The sequence below is a fragment of the Rhodococcus sp. S3 genome (assembly GCF_058211795.1).
In genome coordinates this window covers 1381284-1406759 of record NZ_CM177074.1, presented here as the reverse complement: position 1 = coordinate 1406759, position 25476 = coordinate 1381284, and the positions used below count along the sequence as shown (strand labels likewise).

The 25476-nt window shown below is 69.2% G+C and carries 27 protein-coding genes; 8 read left to right on the top strand and 19 right to left on the bottom strand.

The annotated features are described in order from the left end of the window. Window position 1: 1 nt before the first annotated feature. The 4 genes from AC0LPE_RS06660 to AC0LPE_RS06645 form a co-directional block, all read right to left on the bottom strand. The gene (locus tag AC0LPE_RS06660; RefSeq protein WP_006554305.1) at window positions 2–832 is read right to left on the bottom strand and encodes a carbohydrate ABC transporter permease; all 831 of its coding nucleotides are present in this window, start codon (window positions 830–832) and stop codon (window positions 2–4) included. Further along, the gene (locus AC0LPE_RS06655; RefSeq protein ID WP_490606317.1) at window positions 832–1713 is read right to left on the bottom strand and encodes a carbohydrate ABC transporter permease; all 882 of its coding nucleotides are present in this window, start codon (window positions 1711–1713) and stop codon (window positions 832–834) included. Before AC0LPE_RS06655 ends, AC0LPE_RS06660 begins: the two co-directional genes overlap by 1 nt. A 65-nt stretch (window positions 1714–1778) precedes the next feature. After that, window positions 1779–3137, bottom strand: a complete 1359-nt coding sequence (locus AC0LPE_RS06650) for an ABC transporter substrate-binding protein (RefSeq protein WP_301847038.1) — start codon at window positions 3135–3137, stop codon at window positions 1779–1781. Window positions 3138–3251: 114 nt separating this feature from the next. Then, window positions 3252–4481 (bottom strand): GNAT family N-acetyltransferase, encoded by a 1230-nt coding sequence (locus AC0LPE_RS06645; RefSeq protein WP_490605841.1) that lies wholly within the window; start codon window positions 4479–4481, stop codon window positions 3252–3254. Window positions 4482–4568: 87 nt separating this feature from the next. Between AC0LPE_RS06645 and AC0LPE_RS06640 the strand changes: the two genes are divergently transcribed. After that, window positions 4569–5009, top strand: coding sequence for a protein-tyrosine phosphatase family protein (locus tag AC0LPE_RS06640; RefSeq protein WP_016692024.1), 441 nt, complete (start codon window positions 4569–4571; stop codon window positions 5007–5009). Between the two features lie 4 nt (window positions 5010–5013). Here the strand turns inward: AC0LPE_RS06640 and AC0LPE_RS06635 are convergent, their stop codons facing one another. The 3 genes from AC0LPE_RS06635 to AC0LPE_RS06625 form a co-directional block, all read right to left on the bottom strand. Beyond that, window positions 5014–5892, bottom strand: a complete 879-nt coding sequence (locus AC0LPE_RS06635; RefSeq protein WP_490605840.1) for a hypothetical protein — start codon at window positions 5890–5892, stop codon at window positions 5014–5016. A 72-nt stretch (window positions 5893–5964) separates the two neighbouring features. Next, window positions 5965–6450: a YflT domain-containing protein gene (locus tag AC0LPE_RS06630; protein ID WP_006554299.1), complete on the bottom strand. Its 486-nt coding sequence runs from the start codon at window positions 6448–6450 to the stop codon at window positions 5965–5967. 121 nt (window positions 6451–6571) lie between these two features. Continuing rightward, window positions 6572–7531: an HpcH/HpaI aldolase/citrate lyase family protein gene (locus AC0LPE_RS06625; RefSeq protein WP_229567556.1), complete on the bottom strand. Its 960-nt coding sequence runs from the start codon at window positions 7529–7531 to the stop codon at window positions 6572–6574. A gap of 58 nt (window positions 7532–7589) precedes the next feature. Between AC0LPE_RS06625 and AC0LPE_RS06620 the strand changes: the two genes are divergently transcribed. From AC0LPE_RS06620 to AC0LPE_RS06600, 5 genes are all read left to right on the top strand, one after another. Continuing rightward, complete coding sequence (locus tag AC0LPE_RS06620; RefSeq protein ID WP_006554297.1) at window positions 7590–8864, top strand: magnesium transporter MgtE N-terminal domain-containing protein; 1275 nt, start codon at window positions 7590–7592, stop codon at window positions 8862–8864. Further along, the gene (locus AC0LPE_RS06615) at window positions 8857–9378 is read left to right on the top strand and encodes a DUF1003 domain-containing protein (protein WP_088896697.1); all 522 of its coding nucleotides are present in this window, start codon (window positions 8857–8859) and stop codon (window positions 9376–9378) included. Before AC0LPE_RS06620 ends, AC0LPE_RS06615 begins: the two co-directional genes overlap by 8 nt. Window positions 9379–9490: 112 nt before the next feature. Further along, window positions 9491–10417 carry a lysozyme family protein gene (locus AC0LPE_RS06610; RefSeq protein ID WP_490605839.1) on the top strand — a complete coding sequence of 309 codons (927 nt, stop codon included), beginning with the start codon at window positions 9491–9493 and terminating at the stop codon, window positions 10415–10417. A gap of 222 nt (window positions 10418–10639) precedes the next feature. Continuing rightward, on the top strand, window positions 10640–11506 hold the full coding sequence (locus AC0LPE_RS06605; RefSeq protein WP_172414831.1) for a lytic transglycosylase domain-containing protein: 867 nt from the start codon (window positions 10640–10642) through the stop codon (window positions 11504–11506). 73 nt (window positions 11507–11579) lie between these two features. Further along, on the top strand, window positions 11580–12713 hold the full coding sequence (locus AC0LPE_RS06600) for an Mrp/NBP35 family ATP-binding protein (protein WP_490605838.1): 1134 nt from the start codon (window positions 11580–11582) through the stop codon (window positions 12711–12713). 62 nt (window positions 12714–12775) lie between these two features. On the opposite strand, the gene tatB is transcribed toward AC0LPE_RS06600, so the two are convergent. The 4 genes from tatB to sigE all read right to left on the bottom strand — a co-directional run bounded on the left by tatB (window position 12776) and on the right by sigE (window position 15909). Then, a complete protein-coding gene (gene tatB / locus AC0LPE_RS06595; RefSeq protein ID WP_490605837.1) occupies window positions 12776–13180 on the bottom strand; it encodes a Sec-independent protein translocase protein TatB in 405 nt (134 codons plus the stop codon). Between the two features lie 72 nt (window positions 13181–13252). Beyond that, on the bottom strand, window positions 13253–14722 hold the full coding sequence (locus tag AC0LPE_RS06590) for a S1C family serine protease (RefSeq protein WP_423660410.1): 1470 nt from the start codon (window positions 14720–14722) through the stop codon (window positions 13253–13255). Window positions 14723–14936: 214 nt separating this feature from the next. Then, the gene (locus AC0LPE_RS06585) at window positions 14937–15269 is read right to left on the bottom strand and encodes an anti-sigma factor family protein (RefSeq protein WP_016692034.1); all 333 of its coding nucleotides are present in this window, start codon (window positions 15267–15269) and stop codon (window positions 14937–14939) included. Between the two features lie 16 nt (window positions 15270–15285). After that, complete coding sequence (gene sigE, locus AC0LPE_RS06580) at window positions 15286–15909, bottom strand: RNA polymerase sigma factor SigE (RefSeq protein ID WP_490605836.1); 624 nt, start codon at window positions 15907–15909, stop codon at window positions 15286–15288. A 318-nt stretch (window positions 15910–16227) separates the two neighbouring features. On the opposite strand from sigE, the gene AC0LPE_RS06575 reads away from it, so the two are divergent. After that, window positions 16228–16863, top strand: coding sequence for an O-methyltransferase (locus tag AC0LPE_RS06575; protein WP_026061109.1), 636 nt, complete (start codon window positions 16228–16230; stop codon window positions 16861–16863). Window positions 16864–16887: 24 nt separating this feature from the next. On the opposite strand, the gene glgC is transcribed toward AC0LPE_RS06575, so the two are convergent. Further along, a complete protein-coding gene (glgC, locus tag AC0LPE_RS06570) occupies window positions 16888–18102 on the bottom strand; it encodes a glucose-1-phosphate adenylyltransferase (protein ID WP_037190186.1) in 1215 nt (404 codons plus the stop codon). A gap of 113 nt (window positions 18103–18215) precedes the next feature. On the opposite strand from glgC, the gene glgA reads away from it, so the two are divergent. Beyond that, window positions 18216–19388 carry a glycogen synthase gene (glgA, locus tag AC0LPE_RS06565; RefSeq protein ID WP_490605835.1) on the top strand — a complete coding sequence of 391 codons (1173 nt, stop codon included), beginning with the start codon at window positions 18216–18218 and terminating at the stop codon, window positions 19386–19388. On the opposite strand, the gene AC0LPE_RS06560 is transcribed toward glgA, so the two are convergent. The 7 genes from AC0LPE_RS06560 to AC0LPE_RS06530 all read right to left on the bottom strand — a co-directional run bounded on the left by AC0LPE_RS06560 (window position 19375) and on the right by AC0LPE_RS06530 (window position 25340). Continuing rightward, complete coding sequence (locus tag AC0LPE_RS06560) at window positions 19375–20274, bottom strand: putative RNA methyltransferase (RefSeq protein ID WP_490605834.1); 900 nt, start codon at window positions 20272–20274, stop codon at window positions 19375–19377. The two genes, glgA and AC0LPE_RS06560, sit on opposite strands and share 14 nt — an antisense overlap. Window positions 20275–20358: 84 nt before the next feature. Further along, a complete protein-coding gene (locus AC0LPE_RS06555; protein ID WP_006554284.1) occupies window positions 20359–20526 on the bottom strand; it encodes a DUF3117 domain-containing protein in 168 nt (55 codons plus the stop codon). A gap of 151 nt (window positions 20527–20677) precedes the next feature. Continuing rightward, window positions 20678–21274 carry a DNA-3-methyladenine glycosylase I gene (locus AC0LPE_RS06550; protein WP_490605833.1) on the bottom strand — a complete coding sequence of 199 codons (597 nt, stop codon included), beginning with the start codon at window positions 21272–21274 and terminating at the stop codon, window positions 20678–20680. Then, on the bottom strand, window positions 21271–21666 hold the full coding sequence (locus tag AC0LPE_RS06545; RefSeq protein WP_106200387.1) for a DivIVA domain-containing protein: 396 nt from the start codon (window positions 21664–21666) through the stop codon (window positions 21271–21273). Before AC0LPE_RS06545 ends, AC0LPE_RS06550 begins: the two co-directional genes overlap by 4 nt. 57 nt (window positions 21667–21723) lie before the next feature. Next, the gene (locus tag AC0LPE_RS06540) at window positions 21724–22641 is read right to left on the bottom strand and encodes a glucosyl-3-phosphoglycerate synthase (protein WP_106200388.1); all 918 of its coding nucleotides are present in this window, start codon (window positions 22639–22641) and stop codon (window positions 21724–21726) included. Continuing rightward, window positions 22638–23558: a dihydropteroate synthase gene (gene folP, locus AC0LPE_RS06535; RefSeq protein ID WP_490605832.1), complete on the bottom strand. Its 921-nt coding sequence runs from the start codon at window positions 23556–23558 to the stop codon at window positions 22638–22640. The genes AC0LPE_RS06540 and folP overlap by 4 nt, the downstream gene beginning before the upstream one ends. Window positions 23559–23576: 18 nt before the next feature. After that, window positions 23577–25340 (bottom strand): long-chain-acyl-CoA synthetase, encoded by a 1764-nt coding sequence (locus AC0LPE_RS06530; RefSeq protein WP_490606316.1) that lies wholly within the window; start codon window positions 25338–25340, stop codon window positions 23577–23579. Between the last annotated feature and the right edge of the window lie 136 nt (window positions 25341–25476).

Genomic DNA, 25476 nt, shown 5'->3' with positions numbered 1-25476 from the left:
GTTATCCCTTCACTGCGCCGGAGGTCAGTCCGGCGACGATTCGACGTTGGAAGATCAGGACGAACACGATGATCGGGATCGTGATGACGACGGCGGCCGCCGCGATCGACCCGGTCGGTTCCTCGAACTGCGAGGCACCCGTGAAGTTCGCGATCGCGGCGGGTGCGGTGATGGACCGTTCGGTGGAGGTCAGCGAGATCGCGAACAGCAGGTCGTTCCAGCAGAAGATGAACACCAGGATCGCCGCCGTGATGATGCCGGGAGCGGCGAGCGGGGCCACGACCTTCCGGAACGCCTGACCCGGTGTCGCGCCGTCCATCTTCGCGGCCTTCTCGAGTTCCCACGGGATCTCTTTGAAGAAGGCCGAGAGGGTGTAGATCGCGAGCGGCAGCGAGAAGGTGATGTACGGAAGGATCAGCGCCGCCCACGTGTCGAACAGTCCGAGGCCGCGCATGATCTCGAACAGCGGGCTGACGAGTGAGATCTGGGGGAACATCGCGATGAGCAGCGCCACGCCCACCAGGATCTTCTTACCGGGGAAGTCGAGCCGGGCGATCGCGTAGGCCGCCATCGTCCCGAGGATCACCGCGATGACCGTGGCGATCAGGCCGATGCCGATGGAGTTGATCAGGGCGCTCGTGAACGCGTCGGTGCGGAAGATGCCGCGGTAGTTGTCGAGCGTCCACTGCTGCGGGATGAACCGGCCGTCCTGGATGGTGCCGGGCGGCTTGAACGACAGGCTCGCGATCCACAACACCGGAACGAGTGCGTAGAGCAGGACGATCAGGTTCACCGCCGACCACGACAGCGTCCGTTTCCTGGTCTCGGCCATCATCGGCCCCCTTCGTCCGAACCGGGCGCGGATGCACCGAACAACTTGATGAACACGAACGCGATGATCGCGACGCACAGGAAGATCAGGACGCTGATCGCCGACCCGATGCCGAGGTTGAAGGCCCGGAACAGATTGTCGTAGCCGAGGATCGACACCGACCCGGTGCCATTGGCACCGCGGGTGAGGACGTAGATGTTGTCGAAGATGCGGAAGGCGTCGAGCGTGCGGAAGAGCAGGGCGACGAGGATCGCCGGTTTCATCAGCGGCACGATGATCCGCACCAGACGCGTCCACGCTCCGGCGCCGTCGACCTGTGCCGCCTTGAGCAGATCGTCGGGGACGAGCGCGAGGCCGGCGAGGAGCAGCAGCGCCATGAACGGCGTGGTCTTCCACACCTCGGCGAGCACGATGATCGCCAGGGATGGGATCTGGTCGGTGAGTGGGGCGCTGCCGTCGGGCAACAGATTCGCGAGATAACCCGTGCCCGGGGTCCACGCGTAGTACCAGCTGTAGGCGGCGGCGACGGTGACGATGCCGTACGGGATCAGCACCACCGTGCGCACGATGCCCTTGCCGACGATCGTGCGGTGCATGACGAGAGCGATCGCCAGACCGAGCACGAACTCGAGCGCGACGGAGACCAGGGTGACGAGCGAGGTGACGACGAAGGCCTGCCACCAGAATCCGTCGCTGAGCACCGCGACGTAGTTCGACAGTCCGACGAAGCGGCGCTCGTCGGGGAACCGCAGATCGTAGCGCTGCAGACTGAGCCAGACGGCGTATCCCACCGGATAGGCCGTCACGGCGAGCATCACGATCGCGGCGGGCGCGACGAGCATCAGACCGAGTCGTCGTTCGGCCTTCTTCCCCTCGGACAGCGCTGCTTTCGTCTTCGTCGACGGTTCCTTCGGGGTCTCGTCGGTCGGTTTCGATTCGACGGCGGTCACGGGATCAGTCCTTCCGAATTGACCGCCTTCTGCACCTGTTCGGCGAGTTCCTCGACGGTGCGGGGCGGATCGATCTGGTCGACCGGGTTGAGGGTGGCCGTCACCAGCGTCGAAATGCTCTGGTAGGCCGGTGAAGCGGGACGCACCGCGGCGTTCTCGAGACCGGCGCGGACCTCACGCCAGGCCGGATAGGCCTCCTGGAATTCGGGGTCGTCGTACAGCGCGGCAAGCGTCGGCGGCACGCCGCCACCGATGGCGTTGTTGCGCTGGTTCTCCTCGTTGCGCAGGCACTGCATCGCCTCGAACGCGAGGTCGGGGTGGGTGCTCGTGCGGGCGACGGCGATGTTGAACCCGCCGATGGTGACCTGGGCGGGCTCGCCGGGGATCACCGAAGGGTACGGCGCGGGAAGGAAATTCTGCTCACCGTCGACGGTCAGGACCGTGTTGCCGGTGTCCTGCGAGGTGACGTTGCCGTTCTCGTCGATGAAGGGCAGGGCCGCTTCGTTCTCCAGGATGCCCGGCAGGACGAACGGCCAGTTGACCTGGAATGCCGTGCGCCCGCTCTCCATGCCGAGACGGACGGCCGCCTCGTCGGCCTGGTTCAGGGAGGGATCGGCGCCGGGCGCCGTCGCGACGCGTTTCATGATGTCGAGCGCGGTCACCGCCGCGTCGTTGTCGGTGAGGGTGACGGTGACACCGTCCTCCCCCACCACCGAACCTCCGGCGCTCGAGAGCAGGGTGTTGAACCACACCATCAGCCCCTCGTACTGCCGGCCCTGCACACCGATCCACGACGGCCGGCCCTCCTCGGCGAGGCCGCTCGCGATCTCGATCATCTCGTCCCAGGTCTCCGGAGGTTGCCCGTCCGGCATGAGATCCTTTCGGTACCAGAGCAACTGGGTGTTGGTGTTGAGCGGCGCGGCATACAGCCGGTCCTGCCAGGTCGCTGATTCGAGAGGACCCTCGAGGGTGCCCTCGGAGACCTCGGCGGCCACATCGTCGGGCAAGGGCAGCGCCCACCCGGCCTCGGCGAACTCGGCCGTCCACACGACGTCGAGGGTCATGAGGTCGAGGCCCGGGTCGTTACCGGTCAGCCGCCGCGCCAACTGCAGTCGCTGGTCGTCGGCGTTCTTCGGAAGTGTCCTCTGCTGCACGCGATATCGGCCGCCGGCCTCCGCGGTGCACACCTCCGCGGCCTGCGCGTACTGCTCGGCACCGTCGGCGGCCGTGTAGAAGGACAGGACGACACCCTCGTCGTCGCTGCCGCACGCGGCCAGTCCCGACGCCAGGAGCACCGCGGCCGCAGAAGCTGTGACCGCCCGGCTCGTCCGCCGTGTCTTGCCCGACCGTCTCATGCGTGACTCCGCTCGTATCGGGGACCTCGTGATCCGACGATAACGCCCGTACCGGCCAGCCGTAGCAAAACGAGCAGGGCGTACAACCGGAGCGGAATCGGCACGACGACGAGGTCAGAAGGAGGTCCCCGAGAAGGGCGCCTGAGGCCAGGAGAACAGCAGGTCAGCGGTGTCGACGGCCTCCGGTCGGTGCACCCGGGCGCGACCCGCGTCGACCATCCGGTGCCAGCCCTGCCGGCCCAGCAGGAGCGCACCGACGTCGGCGATGTCGATGGTCAGATCGGCCGGTCCCGCGGTGCGCGCCACGCCGTCGGCGGAGATCTCGAAGACACCGGCATTGTCTGTCAGCAACCGATCGGTCACCTCCACGCTCACCGAGCCGAACCCTCGATAACTCCGCGCCGACAACGCCCGATCGAGGTCGAGGATGCGCAACCACGTCTCGTCCGAGACCGAGCGGAAGTGCACGGCACGCGCGTCGCCGAGCATGAGCGGGAGCTGGTCGTCCTGCGGAAGTGCCGCGAACCGCAGGGTGTCGACGAGATCGAGGTCGAGCAGGAACCGGACCAGACCGGCGTACGCCGCGGGCGACGGGGCGAAGAAGTCGTCGACCACGACGGTGCGGTTGCGGCTGGTGAACCACGCCTGCGTGTCGATCGGGTGGTACCGGACGAAGCCGTCCTCCTGCCCCGGTTCGCCGTGCACCGCCACGTACATCGGATCGGTGAGCGAGTCGGCCCGCCATCGGCGCGAGTTCCACCAGTACTCCGACCGATCGATCATGCCGGGGCGCGGCGGCAGATGACGGGAATGGATCTGCGCCAGCACGTCCCACGCATCCGGATAGGTCAGCAGACGCACCGCTCCGGACTCGGGCACGTCGGGACGCAGCGCGGCACCACGCACGTCGACGTCGACGGACACCGAGGTCGAGGCGACACCGTAGCCGAACCGGCCGTAGATGGTCGCTTCGGAGGCACGCAGCGTCGCAAGGATCTCACCGCGGTCGCGCGCGTCGCTCAACTGCCGGTGCACGAGTCCGGAGATCACGCCGCGACGCGTGTGGGTGGGCAGCACACCGATGTGGGTGACCGCCGCGTGCGGCACCCGGGCGCCGCCGGGCAGGGTGAGATTTCCGCTCGTGGCGTCGACGGTCCCGACGAGCATGCCGTCGAGGAAGGCACCCCACGTGCGACCGGCCTCGAGGTAACGGCCCACCGTCCCGTCGGGAACCTCGGGCCACGAGGGCAGACCCACCATCGCCGTGCGGAACAGCGCAGACGCCTCCCGCAGTTCGGCTTCCGACTCCAGAACTCTGATCTCCGGTTCCGTTCGCTCACCCATGGAACGACACTATCGACCGCGAACTTGCACCGCGGGTGAACGGCCGTGACGTTCGGTACACCGGCTCCGGGCGGGTAGGTTTCCAGCGTGCGACGCGAGTGGGATCCAGCAGACACCGGGGTGCTGCAACTGCCCTCCGGCCGACTCGTGCGGGGACGCGGGATGCGCAGACCGGTGTTCGACGAGCCGTTTCCCGACTTCGGGGTGTATCTGCTCGGCCGACCCCCGGCAGCACCGTTCGAGTGGGAGTCGCGGTGGATCCACTGGCCTGACTTCCGCACGCCGCGCGACCCGGAGGACGCTCTCGCCATCCTGTACGAGGCGTGGATCCGGGCGGGACGGCAGCGGGTGGAGGTCGCGTGCGGGCGGGGACGCGGCCGCACCGGCACCGCACTGGCGTGCCTCGCCGTCCTCGACGGGCTCTCCCCGGAGGAGGCGGTCGACTTCGTTCGGCGGCACTACCATCCGCGCGCGGTCGAGACGCCCTGGCAGCGCAAATTCGTCGCGCACGCGAAGGCGCACTCCTGACGGCTCAGTTCTTCGTCCGGGCGAGGTCGGCCTCGGCGGCCGAGACGGCACGTTCGGCGGCGACCACCCGCTTCTTCGCCTCGGCGGCGGCGCGACGCGCGAAGGTGCGCTGCTGCTCTGCGTGTTCGAGCTTCGCCCGGAGCTCGGCGACCTCGTCTTCGTGACGGGCCAGCTCCTGCTCTGCCGCCGACGCGGCTTCGCGTGCTTCCTCGGCCGCGCTGTGCGCCGAGTCGAGAGCGGCAGCGGCCTCGTCGATCTCCGCCTCGCGCGCCGCCTGCTCCGCCTTCTCGCGCTCGGTGGGTTCGTGCTCGCCCTTGCTCTTGCGTGCAGGCTTGCCCACTGCTGTCCGGTCGTCCTCGTCGTCCTCCTCCGACCCTCCGCGGACGACGGTGAGCGGCATCGCCGACAGGTCACCGAAGCCGTCGGACTCGACGATCGCGTCGAGCCGGCCCTGCCGGACCTGCTCCCCGATGTCGGGATCCGACAGCGCGGCGTTGAGGGTGCGCCCCACCTCACGTAGTGCGCTCTCCGAGACGGTGCGGCCGCGGTCGGCTGCGAGCCGTCCCGCGTCGCGCTCGAGGGCGGCGACCACCCGGCGCCGCTGCTCGGACAGTTTCCGCATCTCGCTGCCGGACAGTCGTCGTTGCGCGGTGCGCAGGGCAGCTCCGATGTCGAGCAGCGCCGCGAGTTCGTCGGCCCGTTCGCGGGCGAGCAGGTTGACCATCCAGGCCGCGACCGTCGGTTTGCGCAGTCTGCCGATGGCCGCCGTCAGCTCGCGGTCGCCCGCTTCGCGTGCCTGCGCCGCGAATTCGGAGCGGGCCGCCACGAAGTCTCCTGGGTCGAGGCCGTAGAGGGCGTCGGCCACCGAATCGAGGTCGGGCATGGGATCGACAGTAGTGGCGCGAGGCCCGTCGCGACGAGTGCCGTTCTCGGCGAACGCGCGACCTCCCGACGATCAGATGGCCAGCTTGGCGAGGATGTCGCGCGCCTTCTCGGCGGTGGGCGGCTGGCACAGCACGTCGTAGCGGCCGGCGACGAGCTGCATGGTGGACGAGAAGTCGCGCTGGCCGCGGGTCGCGGCGTACGGGATGCTCGCCGAGATGAGGCCGAAGATGATGCCGCCGACGAGGCCGACGAGCAGCGGGCCGAGGAAGTCGGTGGAGAAGATGCCGAGCAGCAGACCGAAGAACACGCCGAGCCATGCACCCGAGACGATGCCGCCGCCGATCACCTTCGGCCACGTGAGCCGACCGGTGACCCGCTCGACCTGCATGAGATCGACACCGACGATGGTGACGTCCTCGACGGAGAAGTTCTGATCGGCCAGGTGGTCGACCGCCCGTTGCGCCTCGGCGTAGGTCGGGTACGAACCGACGGGCCAGCCCGTGGGAGGTGTCGGCAGACCGGGTACCTGGCGACCGGGTCCGAGGGGATTCGTCATGTCGTTTCGGCTCCTTCGCGATGCACGCCGACGGTCGCGGCGCCGGTCTCCATTCTGCCTCGACGGGGACCGGCATGCCGCGATGGTTCGCCCGATATGTTCTTTTTCCTGGTCGTTCCCGTCAGGAGGTGGGCGGCTCGAACTTCTGGGTGCGCTGCAACCCGGCGGCCCGGCCCTTCGCGGAGATCACGAGAGCCATCTTCCGGCTCGCCTCGTCGATCATCTCGTCACCGAGCATCGCGGCACCGCGGGCGCCACCCTCGGCCGAGGTGTGCCACTCGTAGGCGTCGAGGATCATCTCGGCCTTGTCGTAGTCCTCCTGCCGGGGGCTGAAGACCTCGTTGGCCGCGTCGATCTGGCTCGGGTGCAGCACCCACTTGCCGTCGAAGCCCAGGGCGGCGGTGCGCTGCGCCGACCGGCGGAAGGCGTCGACGTCGCGGATCTGGAGGTAGGGACCGTCGATGGCCTGCAGCCCGTGGGCGCGCGCGGCCATGAGGATCGTCATGAGGATGTGGTGGTAGGCGTCGCCGACGTCGTAACCCTCGGGCTGCTCACCGACGACGAGCGTGCGCATGTTGATGCTCGCCATGAAGTCGGCCGGGCCGAACACGAGCGTCTGCACGCGCGGGCTCGCCGTCGCGATCTCGTCGATGTTCGTCAGCCCGATGGCGTTCTCGATCTGCGGTTCGATGCCGATCCGTCCCACCTCGAGACCGTGGGCCTTCTCGACCTGCGTGAGGAGCAGGTCGAGTGCCTTCACGTGGCTCGCGTCGGGCACCTTCGGCAGCAGGATCGCGTCGAGGTTCGCGCCGGCGCCACCGACGACCGTCGCGACGTCGAGATAGGTCGCGTCCGTGGTCCAGTCGTTGACGCGCACGACCTTGATCTGGTCGCCCCAGCCGTCCTCGTTCAGAGCTTCGACGATGGTGTTGCGGGCCTGTTCCTTGGCCAGCGGCGACACGGCGTCCTCGAGATCGAGGAAGATCTCGTCGGCGGGAAGGCCCTTGGCCTTGTCGATCATCTTCCGGCTGCTGCCGGGAACCGCGAGTACCGACCTCCGGGGCCTGAACGAAAACGACATGACCTGACCAGACCTCCGAGTTCCGGGAACAGCGTGGGCACGCTCTAGCCTGGCAATCATGGCAGCAGTGAGCAAGGTCTTCGTCGCGCGGCTGGCCGGACTGGTCGTTCTCGGCCCCGACGGCGAGTCCATCGGCCGCGTCCGCGATGTCGTGCTGACCATCCGGGTGGGGCGTCAGCCTCCTCGTGCGCTGGGGCTCGTCGTCGAACTGCCCACCCGCAAGCGGATCTTCGTCCCGATGCTGCGCGTGACAGCGATCGAGCCCGGCGCGGTCACCCTCGTCACCGGCAACGTGAGTCTGCGCCGGTTCACGCAACGGCCCTCGGAGGTGCTCGCCCTCGGTCAGGTCCTCGATTCGCGTGTGCGCGTCGACGACCCGGAGCTGCCGGACCTGATGGGTGTCGACGCCGTCGTGGTGGATCTGGGGCTCGAGCTCATGCGCACCCGCGACTGGGTCGTCGCCCGCGTGGCGGTGCGTCGCCATCGCGGCCGGCTCGCGCGCCGCTCCCCCATCCACATCGTGGAATGGCCGCACGTGCACGGACTCACCCAGCAGGCGCTGTCGATGCCCGGACAGGGTGTCGCGCAGTTGCTCCTGCAGTTCGAGGACATGCGCCCGCCGGACGTCGCGAACGCCCTGCGCGACCTGCCGATCAAGAGACGTACCGAGGTCGCCGCGGCGCTCGACGACGAACGCCTCGCCGACATCGTGCAGGAGTTGCCCTCCGACGATCAGACCGATCTGCTCACCCAGCTCGGTCTCGACCGGGCGGTCGCGGTGCTCGAGGCGATGGATCCCGACGACGTCGCCGACCTCCTCGGTGAGCTGCCCGCCACGGACGCCGAGTCGTTCCTGCAACGCATGGACCCCGAGGACTCCGAGCCGGTGCGCCGCCTGCTCGAGCACTCCCCCGACACCGCCGGTGGTCTGATGACCCCCGAACCGGTCGTGCTGACACCGGCGACCACGGTGGCCGAAGCGCTCGCCCGCGCCCGCAATCCGGATCTGAGTCCGGCCCTGGCGTCGATGGTCTTCGTCGTGCGGCCGCCCACCGCGACGCCCACCGGCAAGTACCTCGGCTGCGTCCATCTGCAACGATTGCTCCGGGAACCGCCTGCGAGCCTGGTGGGAGGGGTCGTCGACGACGATCTGCCGCGCCTGGCCCCCGACGACGCCCTGACCACCGTCACCCGATACTTCGCGACGTACAACCTGGTCTGCGGCCCGGTGGTGGACGACGAGGGGCACCTGCTCGGCGCGGTGAGCGTCGACGACGTGCTCGACCATCTGCTGCCGGAGGACTGGCGCGAGGAGGACATCGAGGATGAGTGACCGCAGCACGCAGGGCCGCTCGCGCCTCGAGACACCCCAGGCGTCGAGGTTCCGGTTCAACTTCGACGCCGAGGCGGTCGGCCGGGTCAGCGAGTCGATCGCCCGGTTCCTCGGAACGGGCCGCTATCTCGCCATCCAGACGATCGTCGTCATCGTGTGGATCGCCCTCAACATCACCGCCGTCGGCCTGCAGTGGGATCCCTATCCGTTCATCCTTCTCAACCTGGCGTTCTCGACGCAGGCCGCCTACGCGGCGCCGTTGATCCTGCTGGCGCAGAACCGGCAGGAGAACCGCGACCGCGTGTCGCTCGAGGAGGACCGCGCCCGCGCCGAGCAGACCAAGGCCGACACCGAGTTCCTGGCACGTGAACTCGCGGCCCTGCGACTCGCGGTGGGCGAGGTCGCGACCCGCGACTATCTGCGTCGCGAACTCGACGACCTGCGTGCACTGCTGGTCGACGACGAGAACGAGGACGACGCCGGTCCTCCGCGCAGCCGCGCGCCCCGTCGCTGAAGGAACCCACCCGCTCGTCCTGTTGTCCGGCACGCCCGGTTGCACACAACGCGACATCCTTCTGTAACCTTCGTCACAGCAGTCGGACGGACGACCGGAGGAGGGTGATCGCGTGCGGTGGAGGGTCGCGCTGGCGATGCCGGTGATCGTCGCTGCCGGACTCGCAGCGACAGCGTCGTCGGCGACAGTGGTGGCGGAGACGACGTCCACCGAGGCCGAGCCGAGCGCTGCCCCGGCGGTGGGCGTGCTCCCCGGCGAGGTGCGCGAGGCGCAGCCACTGCGCAGCCCGAGCGACCCGCTCGCCCAGCTTCCGCCCGAGGCCCTGGTCGCGGCAGGAGGTGCGGCGGTGCTCGGGGACGGGCCGCTCGCAATCCCCGAACTGGTCTTCTACGCCTATCGCGCGGCCGAGATGCAGCTGGCCATCGACTCCCCCGAATGCGGCCTGCCGTGGAATCTGCTCGCCGCCGTCGGGCGGCTGAGCTCCGGGCACGCGGACGGGGGACGCACCGACATCCTGGGCACGCTGACCACGCCGGTCGTCACCCCGGAGGGACTGCTCGGGCCGATGCACCTGGCCCCCGCGGTGTGGGAGCAGTACTCCGCCGACGGCAACGCGGACGGCACCGCCGATCCGCAGAACATCTTCGACGCGACCCTGGCCGCCGGTGCCCGGATGTGCGCGGAGGGCGGAAACCTGCGCGAGCCCGACGGTGAGGCGCGGGCGGTGGCGGCGGTCGATCCGTCCCCTGACTATCTGGCGAACGTCCGGACCTGGTCGGGCGCGTATGCGAAGGCGGCCGAGGTGGCTCCCGCCGATCTCGCCCCGATCCCGGCGCGGCCGGTTCCGAACGCCGCGGATGTCGCGGCCCCCGCTCCGGCTCCGGTGGTCACCATGCCCGCCCCGGCCGCAACGCCGCCGGCCGAGCCATCGGGCGAGCAAGCGCCTGCAGAGCCCTCGCCGGAGCAGGCCGCCCCGGCTGCACCCGCGATGCCGGAGTTGCCCGAACTCCCCTGCCTGGTGCCCGCCTTCTGCGAATAACTCCCGGCACACGAGCGAGATGACGACACGCGCGACACGCGTGTCGTCATCTTTTTCTTTCACCCCACCCGACCCACGGAACCAGCACGGATGGGCCACAGCAGTGCGCATGCACCCCCGTTACATCACGTTTGAGTAACGGAAAAGCATCGAATGCTGTAACCTCGGCCCGGCACGTAACGAAGGTGTCTCGTTCCGAGGCACCCGAGGGAGGGTTATCCATTGGGCCGCCACGCCAAACCGTCGGATTCGAAGCTTCGGCGAAATTCCGTCATCGCGATGACCGGACTCGTTCCGGTCGGACTGGTCGCCGCAGCCGCGACCACTGCGGGTGCGTCGCCGCGAGCACTGATGGGTGCAGCTCACCACGAGACCGAGCCGACGGCGTCGTCGACCGACTCGGCCGACCTCGCCGCCGCGGTTCCCGAAGCGGTCGCCGCCGTGCAGACGATCATGCTCGAGCCCGAACCGGCACCCGTGCGCACCTTCAAGGCCGCCCCCGAGCCGGAACCCGAGCCCGAGGTCCTCGAGGAGGGCCCGCTCGGCATCCCCGGGATCAACTACGCCGCCTACCGCAACGCCGAGCGCGTCCTCGCCGAGGAGAATCCCGCCTGCGGCATGCACTGGACGCTCCTCGCCGGCATCGGCCGCGTCGAGTCCGGACACGCCAACGGTGGTCGCGCCGACGACAAGGGCAACCTGCTCGAGCCCGTCATCGGATTGCCGCTCAACGGCAGCCTGCCCGGCCAGGCCGTCATCCACGACACCGACGGCGGCGCTCTCGACGGCGACACCGTCTACGACCGCGCGGTCGGGCCGATGCAGTTCATCCCCACCACGTGGAACCAGTACGCGGGCGACGGCAACGGCGACGGGGTCTCCGATCCCCAGAACCTGTACGACTCGACGCTCACCACCGCGAAGTACCTGTGCGACGGCGGCCTCGACATGCGCAACATCGCGCACTCGACGAAGGCGATCCACCGCTACAACAACTCGATGGCCTACGTGGCGAACGTGCTCGCCTGGTCGACGGCCTACTCCACCGGCATCGACCCGAGCCCCGCGGATCTGCCCCGTATCCACTGACAGGCGAAGGCGGTCGTCGGGTCACCTCGACCCGTATCCGGTCGCGAGCGGCCTGCCGCCTACCATGGGCGTCATGGCAGTCAGTGAGTCCGACGTCCGCAGTGCGCTCGCACGGGTCCAGGACCCGGAGATCCGCAAGCCCATCACCGATCTCGGAATGGTCAAGAGCATCGAGATCGGCGCCGACAGCAGCGTCGACGTGGCGATCTATCTGACCACCGCCGGGTGCCCCATGCGCACCGAGATCTCGGAGCGCGTCACCAAGGCCGTCGCCGACGTCGCCGGGGTGGGCGAGGTGCGGGTTGCCCTCGACGTGATGAGCGACGAGCAGCGCACCGAGCTCCGCAAGTCGCTGCGCGGCGACTCCACCGAGCCCGTCATCCCGTTCGCCCAGCCCGGGTCCCTGACGCGCGTCTACGCGGTGGCCTCCGGCAAGGGCGGTGTCGGCAAGTCGTCGGTCACCGTCAACCTCGCCGCGGCCATGGCCTCGCGCGGACTGTCGGTGGGTGTCCTCGACGCCGACATCTACGGTCACTCGATCCCCCGCATGCTCGGCACGTCCGCGAAGCCCACGCAGGTCGAGCGGATGATCATGCCGCCGATCGCACACGACGTGAAGATGATCTCCATCGCGCAGTTCACCGAGGGCAACACCCCGGTGGTGTGGCGCGGCCCGATGCTGCACCGCGCGCTGCAGCAGTTCCTCGCCGACGTCTTCTGGGGCGACCTCGACGTCCTGCTCCTCGACCTGCCGCCCGGTACGGGCGACGTCGCGATCTCCGTCGCGCAGCTGATCCCGAACGCCGAGATCCTCGTCGTGACGACGCCGCAGCAGGCCGCCGCCGAGGTCGCCGAGCGTGCCGGTTCGATCGCGCTGCAGACGCGTCAGCGCATCGCCGGCGTGGTGGAGAACATGTCGTGGCTGGAGCTGCCCGACGGCACCCGCATGGACGTCTTCGGCAGCGGTGGCGGTCAGGCCGTCGCCGAGCGGCTCACCCGCGCGGTGGGCGCGACGGTGCCGCTGCTCGGCCAGATCCCGCTCGACCCGGCCGTGCGCGAGGCCGGCGACTCCGGTACTCCGATCGTCCTCGCGGCGCCCGACTCGGCGCCCGCGGTGGCGCTCAAGGAGGTCTCCGACAAGCTCGCGGTGCGCAAGCGCGGACTGGCCGGCATGTCGCTGGGAATCGACACCACGCGTCACCTGTAGAGACCCATATCGATCGAGCCCCCGCCGTGCTTCACGGCGGGGGCTCGATCGTAGGAAAGCTGTCAGGTGGCGTCGGGATCGATCGGCGGCTTCTCGTCCGGAGCGAGCGGCTTCGACAGATTCGGCCGGGCCGCGCCGTTGGTGGGTGTTCCCGGGGTCGCCGAGGACGGCTTGTCGAAGTTGCCGGTGAGGATCGAGTCGTCGCCGTCGAGCAGATGCTTCGTGACCACGGCCCGCGGTGTCATGCCGCGCAGCTGGTTCAGCTCGGACAGCGGTTGCCGCAGGTCGTCGAACTCCGGCCCGAGTTCCTGCTTGAGCTGGTCGCGCGCACCCGTGGCGTAGTCGCGTACCTGACGCAGCGACTTGGCCACCCACGAGACGGCGCCGGGCAGGCGCTCCGGGCCGAGAACCACGAGGGCCGCCACGATGAGTACCAGGAACTCGCCCCAACCGATGTTGCCGAACACGCATCCAGGGTACGTGGTCGCGTCCGGATCGCATCACCTACGGGGAAGGTCACATCACGCGAGGGGAACCGTTCAGTCGGAGACGGGGGTGACCTCGACGTCGACGAGGCGGCCGTTGCGCACGAGCTGGACGGTGATCGGCTCGTCGATCTCCTGCTGCTGGACCGCCACGACGAGTTCGTCGGCGCTGGTGACCTCGCGGTCGCCGACCTTGACGATGACGTCGCCCTCGACGATGCCGGCGCGCTGGGCCGGGCTGTCCTGACGGACGTTGGCGACCTCCGCGCCGCTCGCGACGTCGTTGACGACCGAGCGCGCGTTCACGCCGATGTCCGGGTGGCGCATCTCGCCGGTGCGGATCAGCTCCTGCGCCACCTCGGTGACGTCGTCGATGGGGATCGCGAAGCCCAGACCCACCGAGCCGCCGGTTTCCGACTTGATCGCGGAATTGATGCCGATCACGCGCCCCTCCATGTCGATGAGGGGGCCGCCGGAGTTGCCGGGATTGATCGAGGCGTCGGTCTGGACGGCATCGATCACCGCGTCGGTGTCGGTGCCCTGTCCGCTGAGCCGCATGGGCCGATGCAAGGCACTGACGATGCCGCGGGTGACGGTCTTGCTCAGGCCGAGCGGCGAACCGACCGCGACGACGTCCTCGCCCACCTGGACGTCCTCGGAGCGGCCCAGTTCGGCGACGACCAGGTTGTCGACGTCCTCGACGGCGAGCACGGCCAGGTCGGTCTTGATGTCGCGTCCGACGATCGATGCGGGCACCTTCGTGCCGTCGTCGAAGGTGACCTGCACCTTCGCGTCGGGATTTCCGGCGGCCATCGAGATGACGTGGTTGTTGGTGACGATGTAACCGGCACCGTCGATCACCACGCCCGAGCCGGTGCCGGCGTCGCCGCCGACGGTGGTCTGGATGGAGACGACCGCGGGGAGCACGGTGTCGGCGACCCGAGCGACCGCGCCGGTCGGCAGTTCCTCGTCGGGACCGGACTGGCTCAGGGTCACGCCGCGACTGGTCAGTGAGCCGTTGTCGGCGGTCGCCAGTGCCACGACAAGTCCGCCGACCATGCCGATCACGACAGCCACCGCGGCCAGGGTCGCGAGCGCGCGCGGCTGGACGCGGCGGTCGAACAACACTTCACGCAGGGTGAGTCCGGGAGCCGGGGGAAGTTCCTTCTCCTCCGCCTGCCCGGCCAGGGGCGGACCGAGCCGCACCGCGGAGTCGGGGTCGCGCCAGGGATCGGGTTCGGTGTCGTCCTCGGCCTCGGTCGCGGGCTGCGAAGGGGGACGCTGGAGCGTCTCGTCGGCGTCGGACGGCCGTCCGTAGGCCTCGGCCAGGATCGCGTCGGTCGGAGGTGCCTGCTGGACGCGCGGGTCGACGACGCGGGGATGGGCCGAGGAGTCGAACGATCCCTCGGCGCCGGCCGGGCGCCCGAAGACACGAGCCGATGCAGGATCGACGGTGGGCCGGTAGACGGGCCGGGGTTCGAGACGGGGAGCGTCGTCGGGGCGCGCGATCGCTCCGTCGGGCAGCCCCGACGAGGCGTTGCCGGACGAGCCTCTGCCCGACGAGTCCTTACCCGACGAGGCATGGGGCAGCTCGTCGTCGCGACGAGGATCGTCGCCGGCCCGTCGTTCGGTGTGCTGCGCAGATTCGGCCGTCACGCGTGCCCGTCTCCCCCGTCTAGGTCCGTCACGCAGCCCAGTATCACCGATGGCATCGGATCACCTGTTACCGCCCGTCCGGTCACCGGCGCCGGAGAATCGACCAGCGGCGCGCGGCGAAGCCTTCCTCCGCCTGCGGCTGCGGGGACGGATCGCACAGGTGTGAAGGAATGTTGCTGAGCGTCCCGAGCAGAGAACTCGGCATACGCGGTACGTGATCGGCAGCGGACCGCAGGGCGTGGCGGGCCTGCTGCTGGGCTTCGACCTCGGCGGCACACTCCGGACACATCGACAGGTGCTGGGCGGCCCGCATGTAGGCCGCCATGCGCAGTTCGCCGTCGACGAATGCGGCAACTGCCTCGCTGGCGAGATGTTCCGTGGAGCCGAACCTGCGAGGTGGTTGCACCATCGTCATCACTACCTCCCGGCGGCTACCCCGCATCGACGCGACCGTTTTCGACCTTTCCATGCTCGCGCAGGTACTCGCGGAGTGCCTGGCGGCCTCGGTGGATACGACTACGCACCGTACCGAGTTTCACCCCCAGTGTGGCACCGATCTCCTCGTAGGACAGACCTTCGATGTCACAGAGCACCACCGCGGCACGGTACTCGGGTCCGAGCGAGTCCAGAGCGGACTGCAGGTCGGCGCCGAGACGCGCGTCGTGGTAGATCTCCTCGGGGTTCGGCCCTGCGGCCGGTACACGATCGTAGTCCTCCGGGAGCGCTTCCATCCGGATGCGGTTCCGGCGGCGCACCATGTCCAGGAAGAGGTTCGTGGTGATGCGGTGCAACCAGCCCTCGAAAGTGCCGGGCTGGTAGTTCTGCAACGACCGGAAGACGCGGATGAAGGTCTCCTGCGTGAGATCCTCCGCGTCCTGGGCGTTGCCGGACAGGCGGTAGGCGAGTCGGTAGACGCGGTCGCCGTGCTCACGAACGAGTTCGTCCCACGACGGCATGGCCGCGCGGTCCCCGGTGGCGTCGAACGCCGCGGTGCCGCTCAGGTCCGCCTCGAGCGCCGAGGCGTCGTTCTCGGGAACGGTGTGGGATCGGGTCATGTGGATCGGTGGATCCTCCTCGTCGGGATCGCAGGGTGGTACGGGCTTCGGGGCCTACAACACTCGCCCTGCTGGGAATATTCCTTCACAGGAACGTTCCCCGAGGGCGGTGCGTCCTCGAAGTCGTGAACCGGTGCGATCGTCCGGTTCGTCGAGTGTCAGTTTTCCTCGCGGCGATGTGGCCGCCGTATGAGTAACCTGAAACGTCCCTGAGAAAACCGCTCCGGGCATGTTCATCCGCCGAAATCACACAACTGACGGCACCACTCCGTGCGCGCCTGCCTGCGCGAACGAATCGCCGAGGATAGCCTCAGTGAGGTGCAGACCAACGCCGATCGCATCCTGACCCACGCCGAGAACATCGTCGTCGAGGACGACGAGCTCGCCGCGGCGCGTGACCGTGCCGAAGATCTGGGCGCCGACCCGGTGTCCCCCTCCGTCGGAGCCGCCCTCGCGATGTTCGCCCGCATGCTCGACGCGAAGACGGTAGTGGAGATCGGGACCGGTGCGGGTGTGAGCGGACTGTGGTTGCTGCACGGCCTGCGCGAGGACGGCGTGCTCACCACGATCGACAGCGAACCGGAACATCAGCGGGCCGCGAAGATCGCCTTCCGTGAAGCCGGCATCGTGGCGTCGCGCACCCGGCTCATCAACGGCCGCGCGCTGGACGTGCTGCCGCGACTCGCCGATTCCGGCTACGACATGGTCTTCGTCGACGCGACTCCCGCAGACCATCCGCACTTCGTGCGCGAAGGGGTGCGTCTGCTGCGGCCGGGTGGCGTGATCGTGCTGCACAACGCCCTGCTCGACGGTCGCGTTGCCGATCCCGCCGCCCGCGACGCGACGGTGCTCGCGGTGCGCGAGGCGACCCGCGCGGTGTCCGACGACGAACGTCTCGCTCCGGTGGTCCTCCCCCTCGGCGACGGTCTGCTCTGCGCGGTGCGCCTCAGCTGATCCGCCGTCGGGGCGGGCACGTTCTCAGATCCAGATGCCCTTGCCGATGGCGACGACACCACCGTTGCTGACCGCGAACCGCTGACGGTCGCGCTCGAGGTCCACGCCGATGATCTCGCCGTCGCCGACGACGACGTTCTTGTCGAGGATCGCCCGGCGCACCACCGCACCCTTGCCGATGCGCACCCCGGGCATGAGCACGCTGCCCTCGACGGTCGCTCCGTCGTCGACCATGACGTTCGAACTCAGCACCGAGTTCCGGACCGTGGCGGCCGACAGGATGCTGCCGGCGCCGACGATCGATTCCTGCGCGAGACCGCCCTGCACGAACTTCGCGGGCGGCAGGTTCTCGGCGGCACCGCGGATGGGCCAGCGCCGGTTGTAGAGGTTGAAGATCGGGTGGACCGACACGAGGTCCATGTGGGCGTCGTAGAAGGCGTCGAGCGTTCCGACGTCGCGCCAGTAGGCACGGTCGCGTTCGGTCGCGCCCGGGACGACGTTGTCGTTGAAGTCGTAGACGTGGGCCTCGCCCTGCTCGACGAGCGCGGGGATGATGTCGCCGCCCATGTCGTGGTCGGAGTCGGGATTCTCCGAGTCGGCCCGCAGCGCCTCGACGAGGACCTTCGTGGTGAAGACGTAGTTGCCCATGGACGCGAACGTGACGTTGGGGTCGTCGGGCGTCCCGGGCGGGTGTGCGGGCTTCTCGAGGAACTGGGTGATCCGGCCGCTCTCGTCGCTGTCGATACAGCCGAACGCGAAGGCCTCGCTGCGCGGGACACGGATACCGGCGACGGTGACGCCGGCTCCCGACTCGATGTGCTGGCGCACCATCTGCTCGGGGTCCATCCGGTACACGTGGTCGGCGCCGAAGACCACGATGTACTCGGGATCCTCGTCGTAGACCAGGTTGAGCGACTGCAGGATCGCGTCGGCGCTGCCGGTGTACCAGCGGGGGCCGAGTCGCTGCTGGGCCGGCACCGGGGTGATGTACTCACCGGTGAATCCGGACAGGCGCCAGGTCTGCGAGATGTGCCGGTCGAGGGAGTGCGACTTGTACTGCGTGAGAACGCAGATGCGCAGGTAACCGGCATTCACGAGATTGCTGAGCACGAAGTCGATGAGGCGGTACGCGCCCCCGAACGGCACTGCCGGCTTGGCTCTGTCCGCGGTCAGCGGATACAGACGTTTGCCCTCGCCGCCGGCGAGAACGATTCCAAGCACATGGGGCTGGCTCCTCACACGCTTCAACCTATCCCCCGACCCAGGCCGCCGCCAGCGAAGCGCGATCTCGACGCCGATCGGAGTGTCGGGGCAGGGTGGCCGGAACCTGCGCGGCCCGCTACTTTGAGGCGGTGAGGGTGGCAATGATGACGCGGGAATATCCGCCTGAGGTGTACGGCGGGGCCGGAGTCCACGTCACCGAACTCGTCGAACAACTGCGTCGACTGGTCGAGGTCGACGTGCACTGCACAGGTGCACCGCGCGACACCGCGTTCGTGCACTCCCCCGACCCGGCATTGCGCGACGCCAATCCCGCCCTGACGACCCTGTCCGCCGGATTGCGCATGGCGCACGCTGCCGCCGGGGTCGACGTGGTGCACTCGCACACCTGGTACACGGGGCTGGCCGGTCATCTCGCCGCCGAACTCCACGACGTCCCGCACATCCTCACCGCGCACTCCCTCGAGCCGCGGCGGCCGTGGAAGGCCGAGCAACTCGGTGGCGGTTACCGCATCTCCTCCTGGTCCGAACGCAACGCCGTCCGGTACGCCGATGCGATCATCGCGGTCAGCGACGGGATGCGCCTCGACGTGCTCGACGCCTACCCGTTCGTCGATCCCGCTCGGGTCCACGTGGTGCGCAACGGTATCGACACCACCGTCTGGCATCCGGGCCCGGCCGAGCCGGGCCACGAGTCCGTCGTCACCCGCATCGGTCTCGATCCGGACCGCCCGATCGTCGTGTTCGTCGGCCGCATCACCCGGCAGAAGGGCGTCGGGCACCTGATCTCCGCGGCGCACCACCTCGATCCCGACATCCAGCTCGTCCTGTGTGCCGGCGCGCCCGACACCCCCGAGATCGCCGCGGAGACCGAACGCGCGGTGGCTGCCCTGCAGGATTCCCGTGACGGGGTGCACTGGGTGCGCGAGATGCTGCCCACCGAATCGGTCCGCGAACTGCTCTCGGTGGCGACGGTTTTCGTCTGCCCGTCGGTGTACGAACCGTTGGGGATCGTCAACCTCGAGGCGATGGCCTGCGAGACCGCCGTGGTGGCCTCCGACGTGGGGGGCATCCCGGAGGTCGTGGAGGACGGGACCACCGGGCGTCTGGTGCACTACGACGCGTTCGACACCGCGACCTACGAGCGTGCGCTCGCCGATGCCGTCAACGACGTCGCACGCGACCGCGACCGTGCCGCGCAGTGGGGCCGGGCCGGACGCGACCGCGCCGTCAGCAAGTTCTCGTGGGCGCAGATCGCCCGCCAGACCGTCGCCGTCTACCAGCAGGTGATCACGGCGCGGTAGGTTGGTCGGCCGTTCCGATCCGTCGCCACGTGGTGACGGTGACCGACACCGTCACGTCGAACGGGTCGGGCAGAGAGGCGAGCAACTCCGCGCGCCGGTCGGACGTCACGTGGTGGGCCGACGGCCCCATCCCCGCGACGAGACCGAGCACGTCGCGCGGGAGTGAGGCCGTGAAACGCACGTCCGTCCGTCCCGCCCGCCCGAAACGTCCCGACAGGGCGGACGAGAGCCGCTCGGTCTTCCGGTCGTCCACGCTCACCATGCCGGGCAACTCGACCAGTTCGCGCAGATGCTCCGAGGTGGGTGTCGCGACGACGAGCGTTCCGCCCGGGGCGAGCACGCGATGGCTCTCGGCGGCGTTGCGGGGCGCGAACACCGACAGCACATGAGTGAGCGACGCCGACTTCACGGGCAGTCGCTGCCACGCGTCGGCGAGGATCGCTCCGGTCCGGGGATGGCTGCGGGCGATGCGTCGCACCGCGGGCTTGGAGACGTCGAGTCCGATGCCGCGCGCTGCCGGCAGGGCGTCGAGCACGGACGCGAGGTACTGCCCCGTACCGGCCCCGACCTCGAGGATCGCAGCGTCGGCGGCTGTGTCCACCGCATGGGCGCCGGTGTCCACCGAATCGGCCGTGTCGACGCACGCGTCGGCGACCGCGCGGCGGATGGGGTCGTAGTGCCCGGCACCGAGGAAGTCGGCGCGGGCGGCGATCATGTCGGCGGTGTCGCCGGTGAACGGTGTCGAACCGCCGGCGAGCAGCGACACGTAGCCCTGGCGTGCGACGTCGAAGCTGTGCCCGCGATCGCACACCACGACGTTGTCGTCGAGGTCGAGCGCGGACTCGCAGTGAGGGCACGCGAGAAGGTCGATCACGTCGGCGAGCATCGCGCCTCCGATCGTGTTCTCAGGACGACACCGGGCCCCGCGCGCCGAGGAGCGCGGGGCCCGGAGTGCCCTGAGAGGGGCCGATCAGCTGGTGACACTCTTGAGTTCGTCGCCGAGTGCCGCAGCCTCTTCCGGCGTGAGCTCGACGACCAGACGTCCGCCGCCCTCGAGTGGAACCCTCATGACGATTCCTCGTCCCTCTTTGGTTGCTTCGAGGGGACCGTCCCCGGTCCGGGGCTTCATGGCCGCCATCCTCTGCTCCCTCCAAATCTGCACCCGACCGCCGGGCGCGTGGGTTACCGTGTGGTTGCATCGCCGGTCGCGGCGACGCGCACCTTCTCATTCTTCCCTATCCGGAATACGTGCGCGTAGCTGACTCCTGGGTAAGAGACTCCTCCGGGTTCTACGGGTCGAGTGACACCCAGCACGATTCGAGATGATCGTCGACCATCCCGGTGGCCTGCATCAGCGCATATGCAATGGTAGGGCCCACAAACCGGAGGCCGTGACGCTTCAGCTCACGGGCCATCGCCGTGGACTCCGGCGTGACCGCCGGAATCTCCTCGACCGTTACCGAACGTCGCGCGCGTCGCGGCGGTGCGAACGACCACAGCAGCTCGTCGAGGTGGGTGGGCAGTTCGAGCACGGCCCGCGCGTTGGCGATCACCGCCTCGATCTTGCGGCGGTTGCGCACGATGCCGGGGTCGGCGAGCAACCTCTCGACGTCGGCCTCCGTGAAGCGGGCGACGGCCTCGACGTCGAAGCCGTGGAAGGCCGCGCGGAAGGCCTCCCGCTTGCGCAGGATCGTCAGCCACGACAGTCCCGACTGGAACGCCTCGAGGGAGAGCCGTTCGAACATCTCGTCGCGGCCGTGGAGCGGCCGGCCCCACTCGTAGTCGTGATAGTCGCGGTAGAGCGACGAACCGGGACCGTCGACGGCCCACGGGCACCGCACGCGGTCGTCGGTATCGGCCACGGGCCCCCGCCCGTCCGCCGTCATCGTGACTCCCCCGTCGACTCCGACGAAGCGCTCTCCGGAACGTCCTCCGCTTCGAGCTCTTCTGCCCCGACCTCCTGCCCGGCGCCGTCGACCGGTTCCCCGGCCGCGCGTGCCTCGGCGTCGGCGAGGCGGACCCGCAGATCGTCGACCTCGCGGGCGAGACGATCGAGCGCCCAGTCGACCTCGCTCATCTTGTAACCCCGCACGGTCTGCTGGAACCGCAGGTCGCGGATGTCGGTGCCGGTGACGTCGGTGGCCGGCAGCACCGTGACAGTGGTGCCCGGAGGCAGCGGCGCCAACGTCTCGCCCCGGCCGAAGACGGCGCTCGCGACGAAGAACAGCACGGCGGCGACGCCCGCCATCACGAGCACGTACAGCAGAACCGTGAGCATGCTCCGATCTTGGCACGAGCGTCCGACACCGGCCGGGACCGGTGCCGGACGGTCGGCTCAGCCGGTGACCGTCACCATCGGCGGGCGATCTGTGAGATCGACGGAGGTGTCGAACGGGACGAACGCGTCGCCCTCCACCAGGAACTGGGTGAGCGGCGCCCCCGAATCGGGGATCCCGCATCGCGAGAGCATCGTGCCCACGATCTGCCGGCTCATCGCCCCGAGTTCGGACAGCGGCCGGTTGCGGTGCTTGCGGACCCCGAGGTTGACCTGCGCGATCGCGTGGAGACCGAACCGGTCGTAGGTGTCGAGCAGCAACCCGATCTCCACCCCGTAACCCGGTGCGAACGGGACGGACTCGAGCAGTTCCCGCGTCCCCGCGTACTCACCGCCGAGCGGTTGCAGCACGCAGGTCAGCTCCGGTCGCAGGGCCGCGAGCAGCGGTCGTGCGACGAGCTCGGTCACGCGGCCACCACCGTGGGCGTCCTCGCCACCACCGGTGCGCAGAGGCCGCCGGTAGTACCCCTTGACGAGGTGGACACTGTCACCGAGCAGCAGCGGCCCGAGCAGTTTCGGCACGAAGGCCGGATCGGGATCGATCAGATCGGAGTCGACGAAGGCGATGATGTCGCCGGAGGTCGCCGCGAGCGACCGCCACAGCACCTCACCCTTACCGGGGACCGGTTCGATGCCCGGTACCGCTTCCTCCCTGGACATGACGCGGGCGCCCGCCGCGCGCGCCCTGGAGGCGGTCTCGTCGGTGGAACCCGAATCGAGGACCACCAGTTCGTCCACGAGACCACCGAGCAGCGGGTGGATCGTGTCGATCACTCCCGCGACGGTCTCCTCCTCGTTGAGGGCGGGCAGCACCACGGTCACCGTGCGACCGGCCTTGGCCGCGATCAGCTCGTCGATCGCCCAGGCGGGCCGATCCCAGCTGTTGACCTCGTTCCATGTGCGTGCAGGTGCACTCATGCCAACCCCCTCACCGTGCGCGCCGGCGGGCGTGTGCCCGCGATCGCCGCGACCATGTCGACCACCCGACGTGTGGCTGCCACCTCGTGTACCCGGAACATCCGTGCGCCGGCCGCTGCGGCCAAAGCTGTCGCTGCCAATGTGCCCTCCAACCGGTCGGCGAGTTCGACTCCCAGAGTCTCCCCCACGAAGTCCTTGTTGCTCAGCGCCATAAGCACAGGCCACCCGGTTTTTACAAGAACGTCCACGTGCCGCAACAGAGCGAGTCCGTGATGGGTGTTCTTTCCGAAATCGTGGGTCGGATCGATGAGGATCGAGTCGCTCGCGACGCCGGCGCGGGCAGCGGCATCCGCGGCGGTGACGACCTCCGCGACGACCTCCTCGACGACGTCGGTGTACCGCACGCGGTGCGGACGGGTGCGCGGGACGGCGCCGCCGGTGTGGGAGCAGACGATGCCGGCCCCGAGTTCGGCGGCGACCGCGACGAGCTCGGGGTCGGCACCGGCCCACGTGTCGTTGATCAGATCGGCGCCCTCGCCCACGGCGCGACGCGCGACCTCGCTGCGCCAGGTGTCGACGCTGATGAGCACATCCGGATACCGCTCGCGGATCGCGGCGACGAACGGCACGACGCGCCGGATCTCCTCGTCTCTGTCGACGACCTCACCCGGCCCGGCCTTCACCCCGCCGATGTCGACGAGGTCGGCACCCTCGGCCACCGCACGGTCGACAGCCGCGAGCGCCGCCTCGTCCTCGAAGGTCGCTCCCCGGTCGTAGAACGAGTCCGGGGTGCGGTTGACGATCGCCATGACGAGCGCCCTGTCGGTGGCGACGGGGCGCCCGCACAGGGTGGACGGTGCCGGACCGGGACGGGTCACGGGGGTCTGCTCGTCGACATCGGTCGCGGGGCCGCTCATGATCCCATCCTGACATGCTCAGCGACAGGGCAATTCTCCCCGCGCGACGCCGTCGACGAAGCCGTCGACGAAGCCGTCGAAGATCGGACGGTAACCCTCGCTGCGACTCGCGAGGACGTACACCTCGTCCTCGCCGGTCTCGCTGTAGCCCTGCTTGCGCAGATCGACCTTCCGGCTCTTGAAGGTCGTCGTGTACTCGAGCTCGTCGACGATGCGGACGAAGAGCGGGACGGCGTAGTCCGGCAACGCGTCGTGCAGCGACTTCGCGAGTGCCGCCCCGTCGAGTTCGGCGCCCTCCTTCAGCGTGACCGCGGCCATCCCGGCGCGGCCGTCGGCCCCGTCGACCTCGACGCCGTAGACGACGGCCTCGGCGACCGTCTCGTGCGACGACACCGCGGCCTCGACCTGCGTGGTCGCGACGTTCTCCCCCTTCCACCGGAAGGTGTCGCCGAGCCGGTCGACGAAGGCGACGTGCATCCAGCCCTGGTCGCGGACGAGGTCGCCGGTGTCGAACCAGACGTCGCCGTCGGAGAACGCGTCGCGCAGCAGCTTCTTCTCGGTGGCCTCGGGATCGGTGTACCCGTCGAAGGGTGCGCGCGAGGTGACCTTCGCGAGGAGCAGTCCGACCTCGCCCTTGCCGACCTTCTTCAACCGGCCGTCGTCGCCGCGACGCGCCTGCCCGGAATCGGGGTCGTACTCGACGACGGCGTAGGGCAGCGGGCAGATGCCGGCGGTGCGCTTCTGGTCGAGCGCGTTGATGAAGGCGATGTTGCATTCGCTGGCGCCGTAGAACTCGGCGACGCGGTCGATGCCGAAGCGTTCGGTGAACTCGTCCCACAGTTCGGCGCGCAGGCCGTTGCCCACGGCCAGGCGGATCCCGTGGTCGGCGTCGTCCTCCCGCTGCGGCTGGTTGAGCAGGTAGCGGCAGATCTCGCCGATGTAGATGAAGGCCGTGGCGCCGTTGCGCTCCCCGTCGTTCCAGAAGTTGGACGCGGAGAACTTCCGGCCGAGCCCGAAGGTGGCACCGGCGGCGAGCACCGAGGACAACGCGACCGTCAGGGCGTTGTTGTGGTAGAGCGGCAGGCAGGAGTACAGGACGTCGGTGCGGCGCAGGCGCACGCCGAGGCTGCCGAGACCCGACATCGACTTCAGCCACCGGAAATGCGTCATGCGGCTGGCCTTCGGCAGCCCCGTCGTCCCGGAGGTGAAGATGTAGTAGGCCGTCTCCGACGCCTGCAGGTCCTCGGTGACGGCGGGATTCGACGCATCGGCGTCGCGGGCGGCGGTGGCGAGTTCGTCGAAGCGCAGCACGGTGCGCGCCTGCGGTTCGCCGCCGAGCGAGTCGACGGCCTCCTCGCACTCCTCCCCGATCACGAGGACGGCGCTGTCGAGCAGCGACAGGCTGTGCTCGAGCACCTCACCGCGCTGGTTGATGTTGAGCATGCCGGCGGCCGCACCGAGCTTGACCGCGGCCAGGGCGACCAGCAGGGTCTCGGGCCGGTTGCCCATGAGGATGCCGACGACCTCGCCCTTGCCGACCCCACGATCGGCAAGTACCGCGGCGTACCGGTTGACCTGCGCGTTGGCTTCGCCGTACCCGATGGAGTCGCCCTCGAACCGGATGAAGGGGCGCTCCGGGTGACGCTCGGCGAGCTTCTGGAAGACCGACCCGATCGTCTCGCGGGCGGTCGGCTTCCGGGTCATCCCGGCTGCTCCGCGCAACACGATGGGGAGATCGGTAGCCATCCGGGGCAGTTTCGAGACGAGTCCGGGCAGGGACACGACGGGGGCATTGCCTCGATCGGATCGAGTGGTCACGACAATTTTCCTCACGGCGACGTCGGGGACGGGCGGGTTCGCTCGGGCGACACCCACGGCGTTCCCCCGAACTTACCGAAGAGTAGATAAGCGCGCGGCG

Excerpts from the sequence above, each read along its gene's own strand:
- AC0LPE_RS06660 (WP_006554305.1), bottom strand. The coding sequence starts at position 832 with ATGGCCGAGACCAGGAAACGGACGCTGTCGTGGTCGGCGGTGAACCTG.
- AC0LPE_RS06650 (WP_301847038.1), bottom strand. The coding sequence starts at position 3,137 with ATGAGACGGTCGGGCAAGACACGGCGGACGAGCCGGGCGGTCACAGCT.
- AC0LPE_RS06645 (WP_490605841.1), bottom strand. The coding sequence starts at position 4,481 with ATGGGTGAGCGAACGGAACCGGAGATCAGAGTTCTGGAGTCGGAAGCC.
- AC0LPE_RS06635 (WP_490605840.1), bottom strand. The coding sequence starts at position 5,892 with ATGCCCGACCTCGATTCGGTGGCCGACGCCCTCTACGGCCTCGACCCA.
- AC0LPE_RS06630 (WP_006554299.1), bottom strand. The coding sequence starts at position 6,450 with ATGACGAATCCCCTCGGACCCGGTCGCCAGGTACCCGGTCTGCCGACA.
- AC0LPE_RS06625 (WP_229567556.1), bottom strand. The coding sequence starts at position 7,531 with ATGTCGTTTTCGTTCAGGCCCCGGAGGTCGGTACTCGCGGTTCCCGGC.
- AC0LPE_RS06620 (WP_006554297.1), top strand. The coding sequence starts at position 7,590 with ATGGCAGCAGTGAGCAAGGTCTTCGTCGCGCGGCTGGCCGGACTGGTC.
- AC0LPE_RS06615 (WP_088896697.1), top strand. The coding sequence starts at position 8,857 with ATGAGTGACCGCAGCACGCAGGGCCGCTCGCGCCTCGAGACACCCCAG.
- AC0LPE_RS06600 (WP_490605838.1), top strand. The coding sequence starts at position 11,580 with ATGGCAGTCAGTGAGTCCGACGTCCGCAGTGCGCTCGCACGGGTCCAG.
- AC0LPE_RS06585 (WP_016692034.1), bottom strand. The coding sequence starts at position 15,269 with ATGACGATGGTGCAACCACCTCGCAGGTTCGGCTCCACGGAACATCTC.
- sigE (WP_490605836.1), bottom strand. The coding sequence starts at position 15,909 with ATGACCCGATCCCACACCGTTCCCGAGAACGACGCCTCGGCGCTCGAG.
- AC0LPE_RS06560 (WP_490605834.1), bottom strand. The coding sequence starts at position 20,274 with ATGCTCGCCGACGTGATCGACCTTCTCGCGTGCCCTCACTGCGAGTCC.
- AC0LPE_RS06555 (WP_006554284.1), bottom strand. The coding sequence starts at position 20,526 with ATGGCGGCCATGAAGCCCCGGACCGGGGACGGTCCCCTCGAAGCAACC.
- AC0LPE_RS06550 (WP_490605833.1), bottom strand. The coding sequence starts at position 21,274 with ATGACGGCGGACGGGCGGGGGCCCGTGGCCGATACCGACGACCGCGTG.
- AC0LPE_RS06545 (WP_106200387.1), bottom strand. The coding sequence starts at position 21,666 with ATGCTCACGGTTCTGCTGTACGTGCTCGTGATGGCGGGCGTCGCCGCC.
- AC0LPE_RS06540 (WP_106200388.1), bottom strand. The coding sequence starts at position 22,641 with ATGAGTGCACCTGCACGCACATGGAACGAGGTCAACAGCTGGGATCGG.
- folP (WP_490605832.1), bottom strand. The coding sequence starts at position 23,558 with ATGAGCGGCCCCGCGACCGATGTCGACGAGCAGACCCCCGTGACCCGT.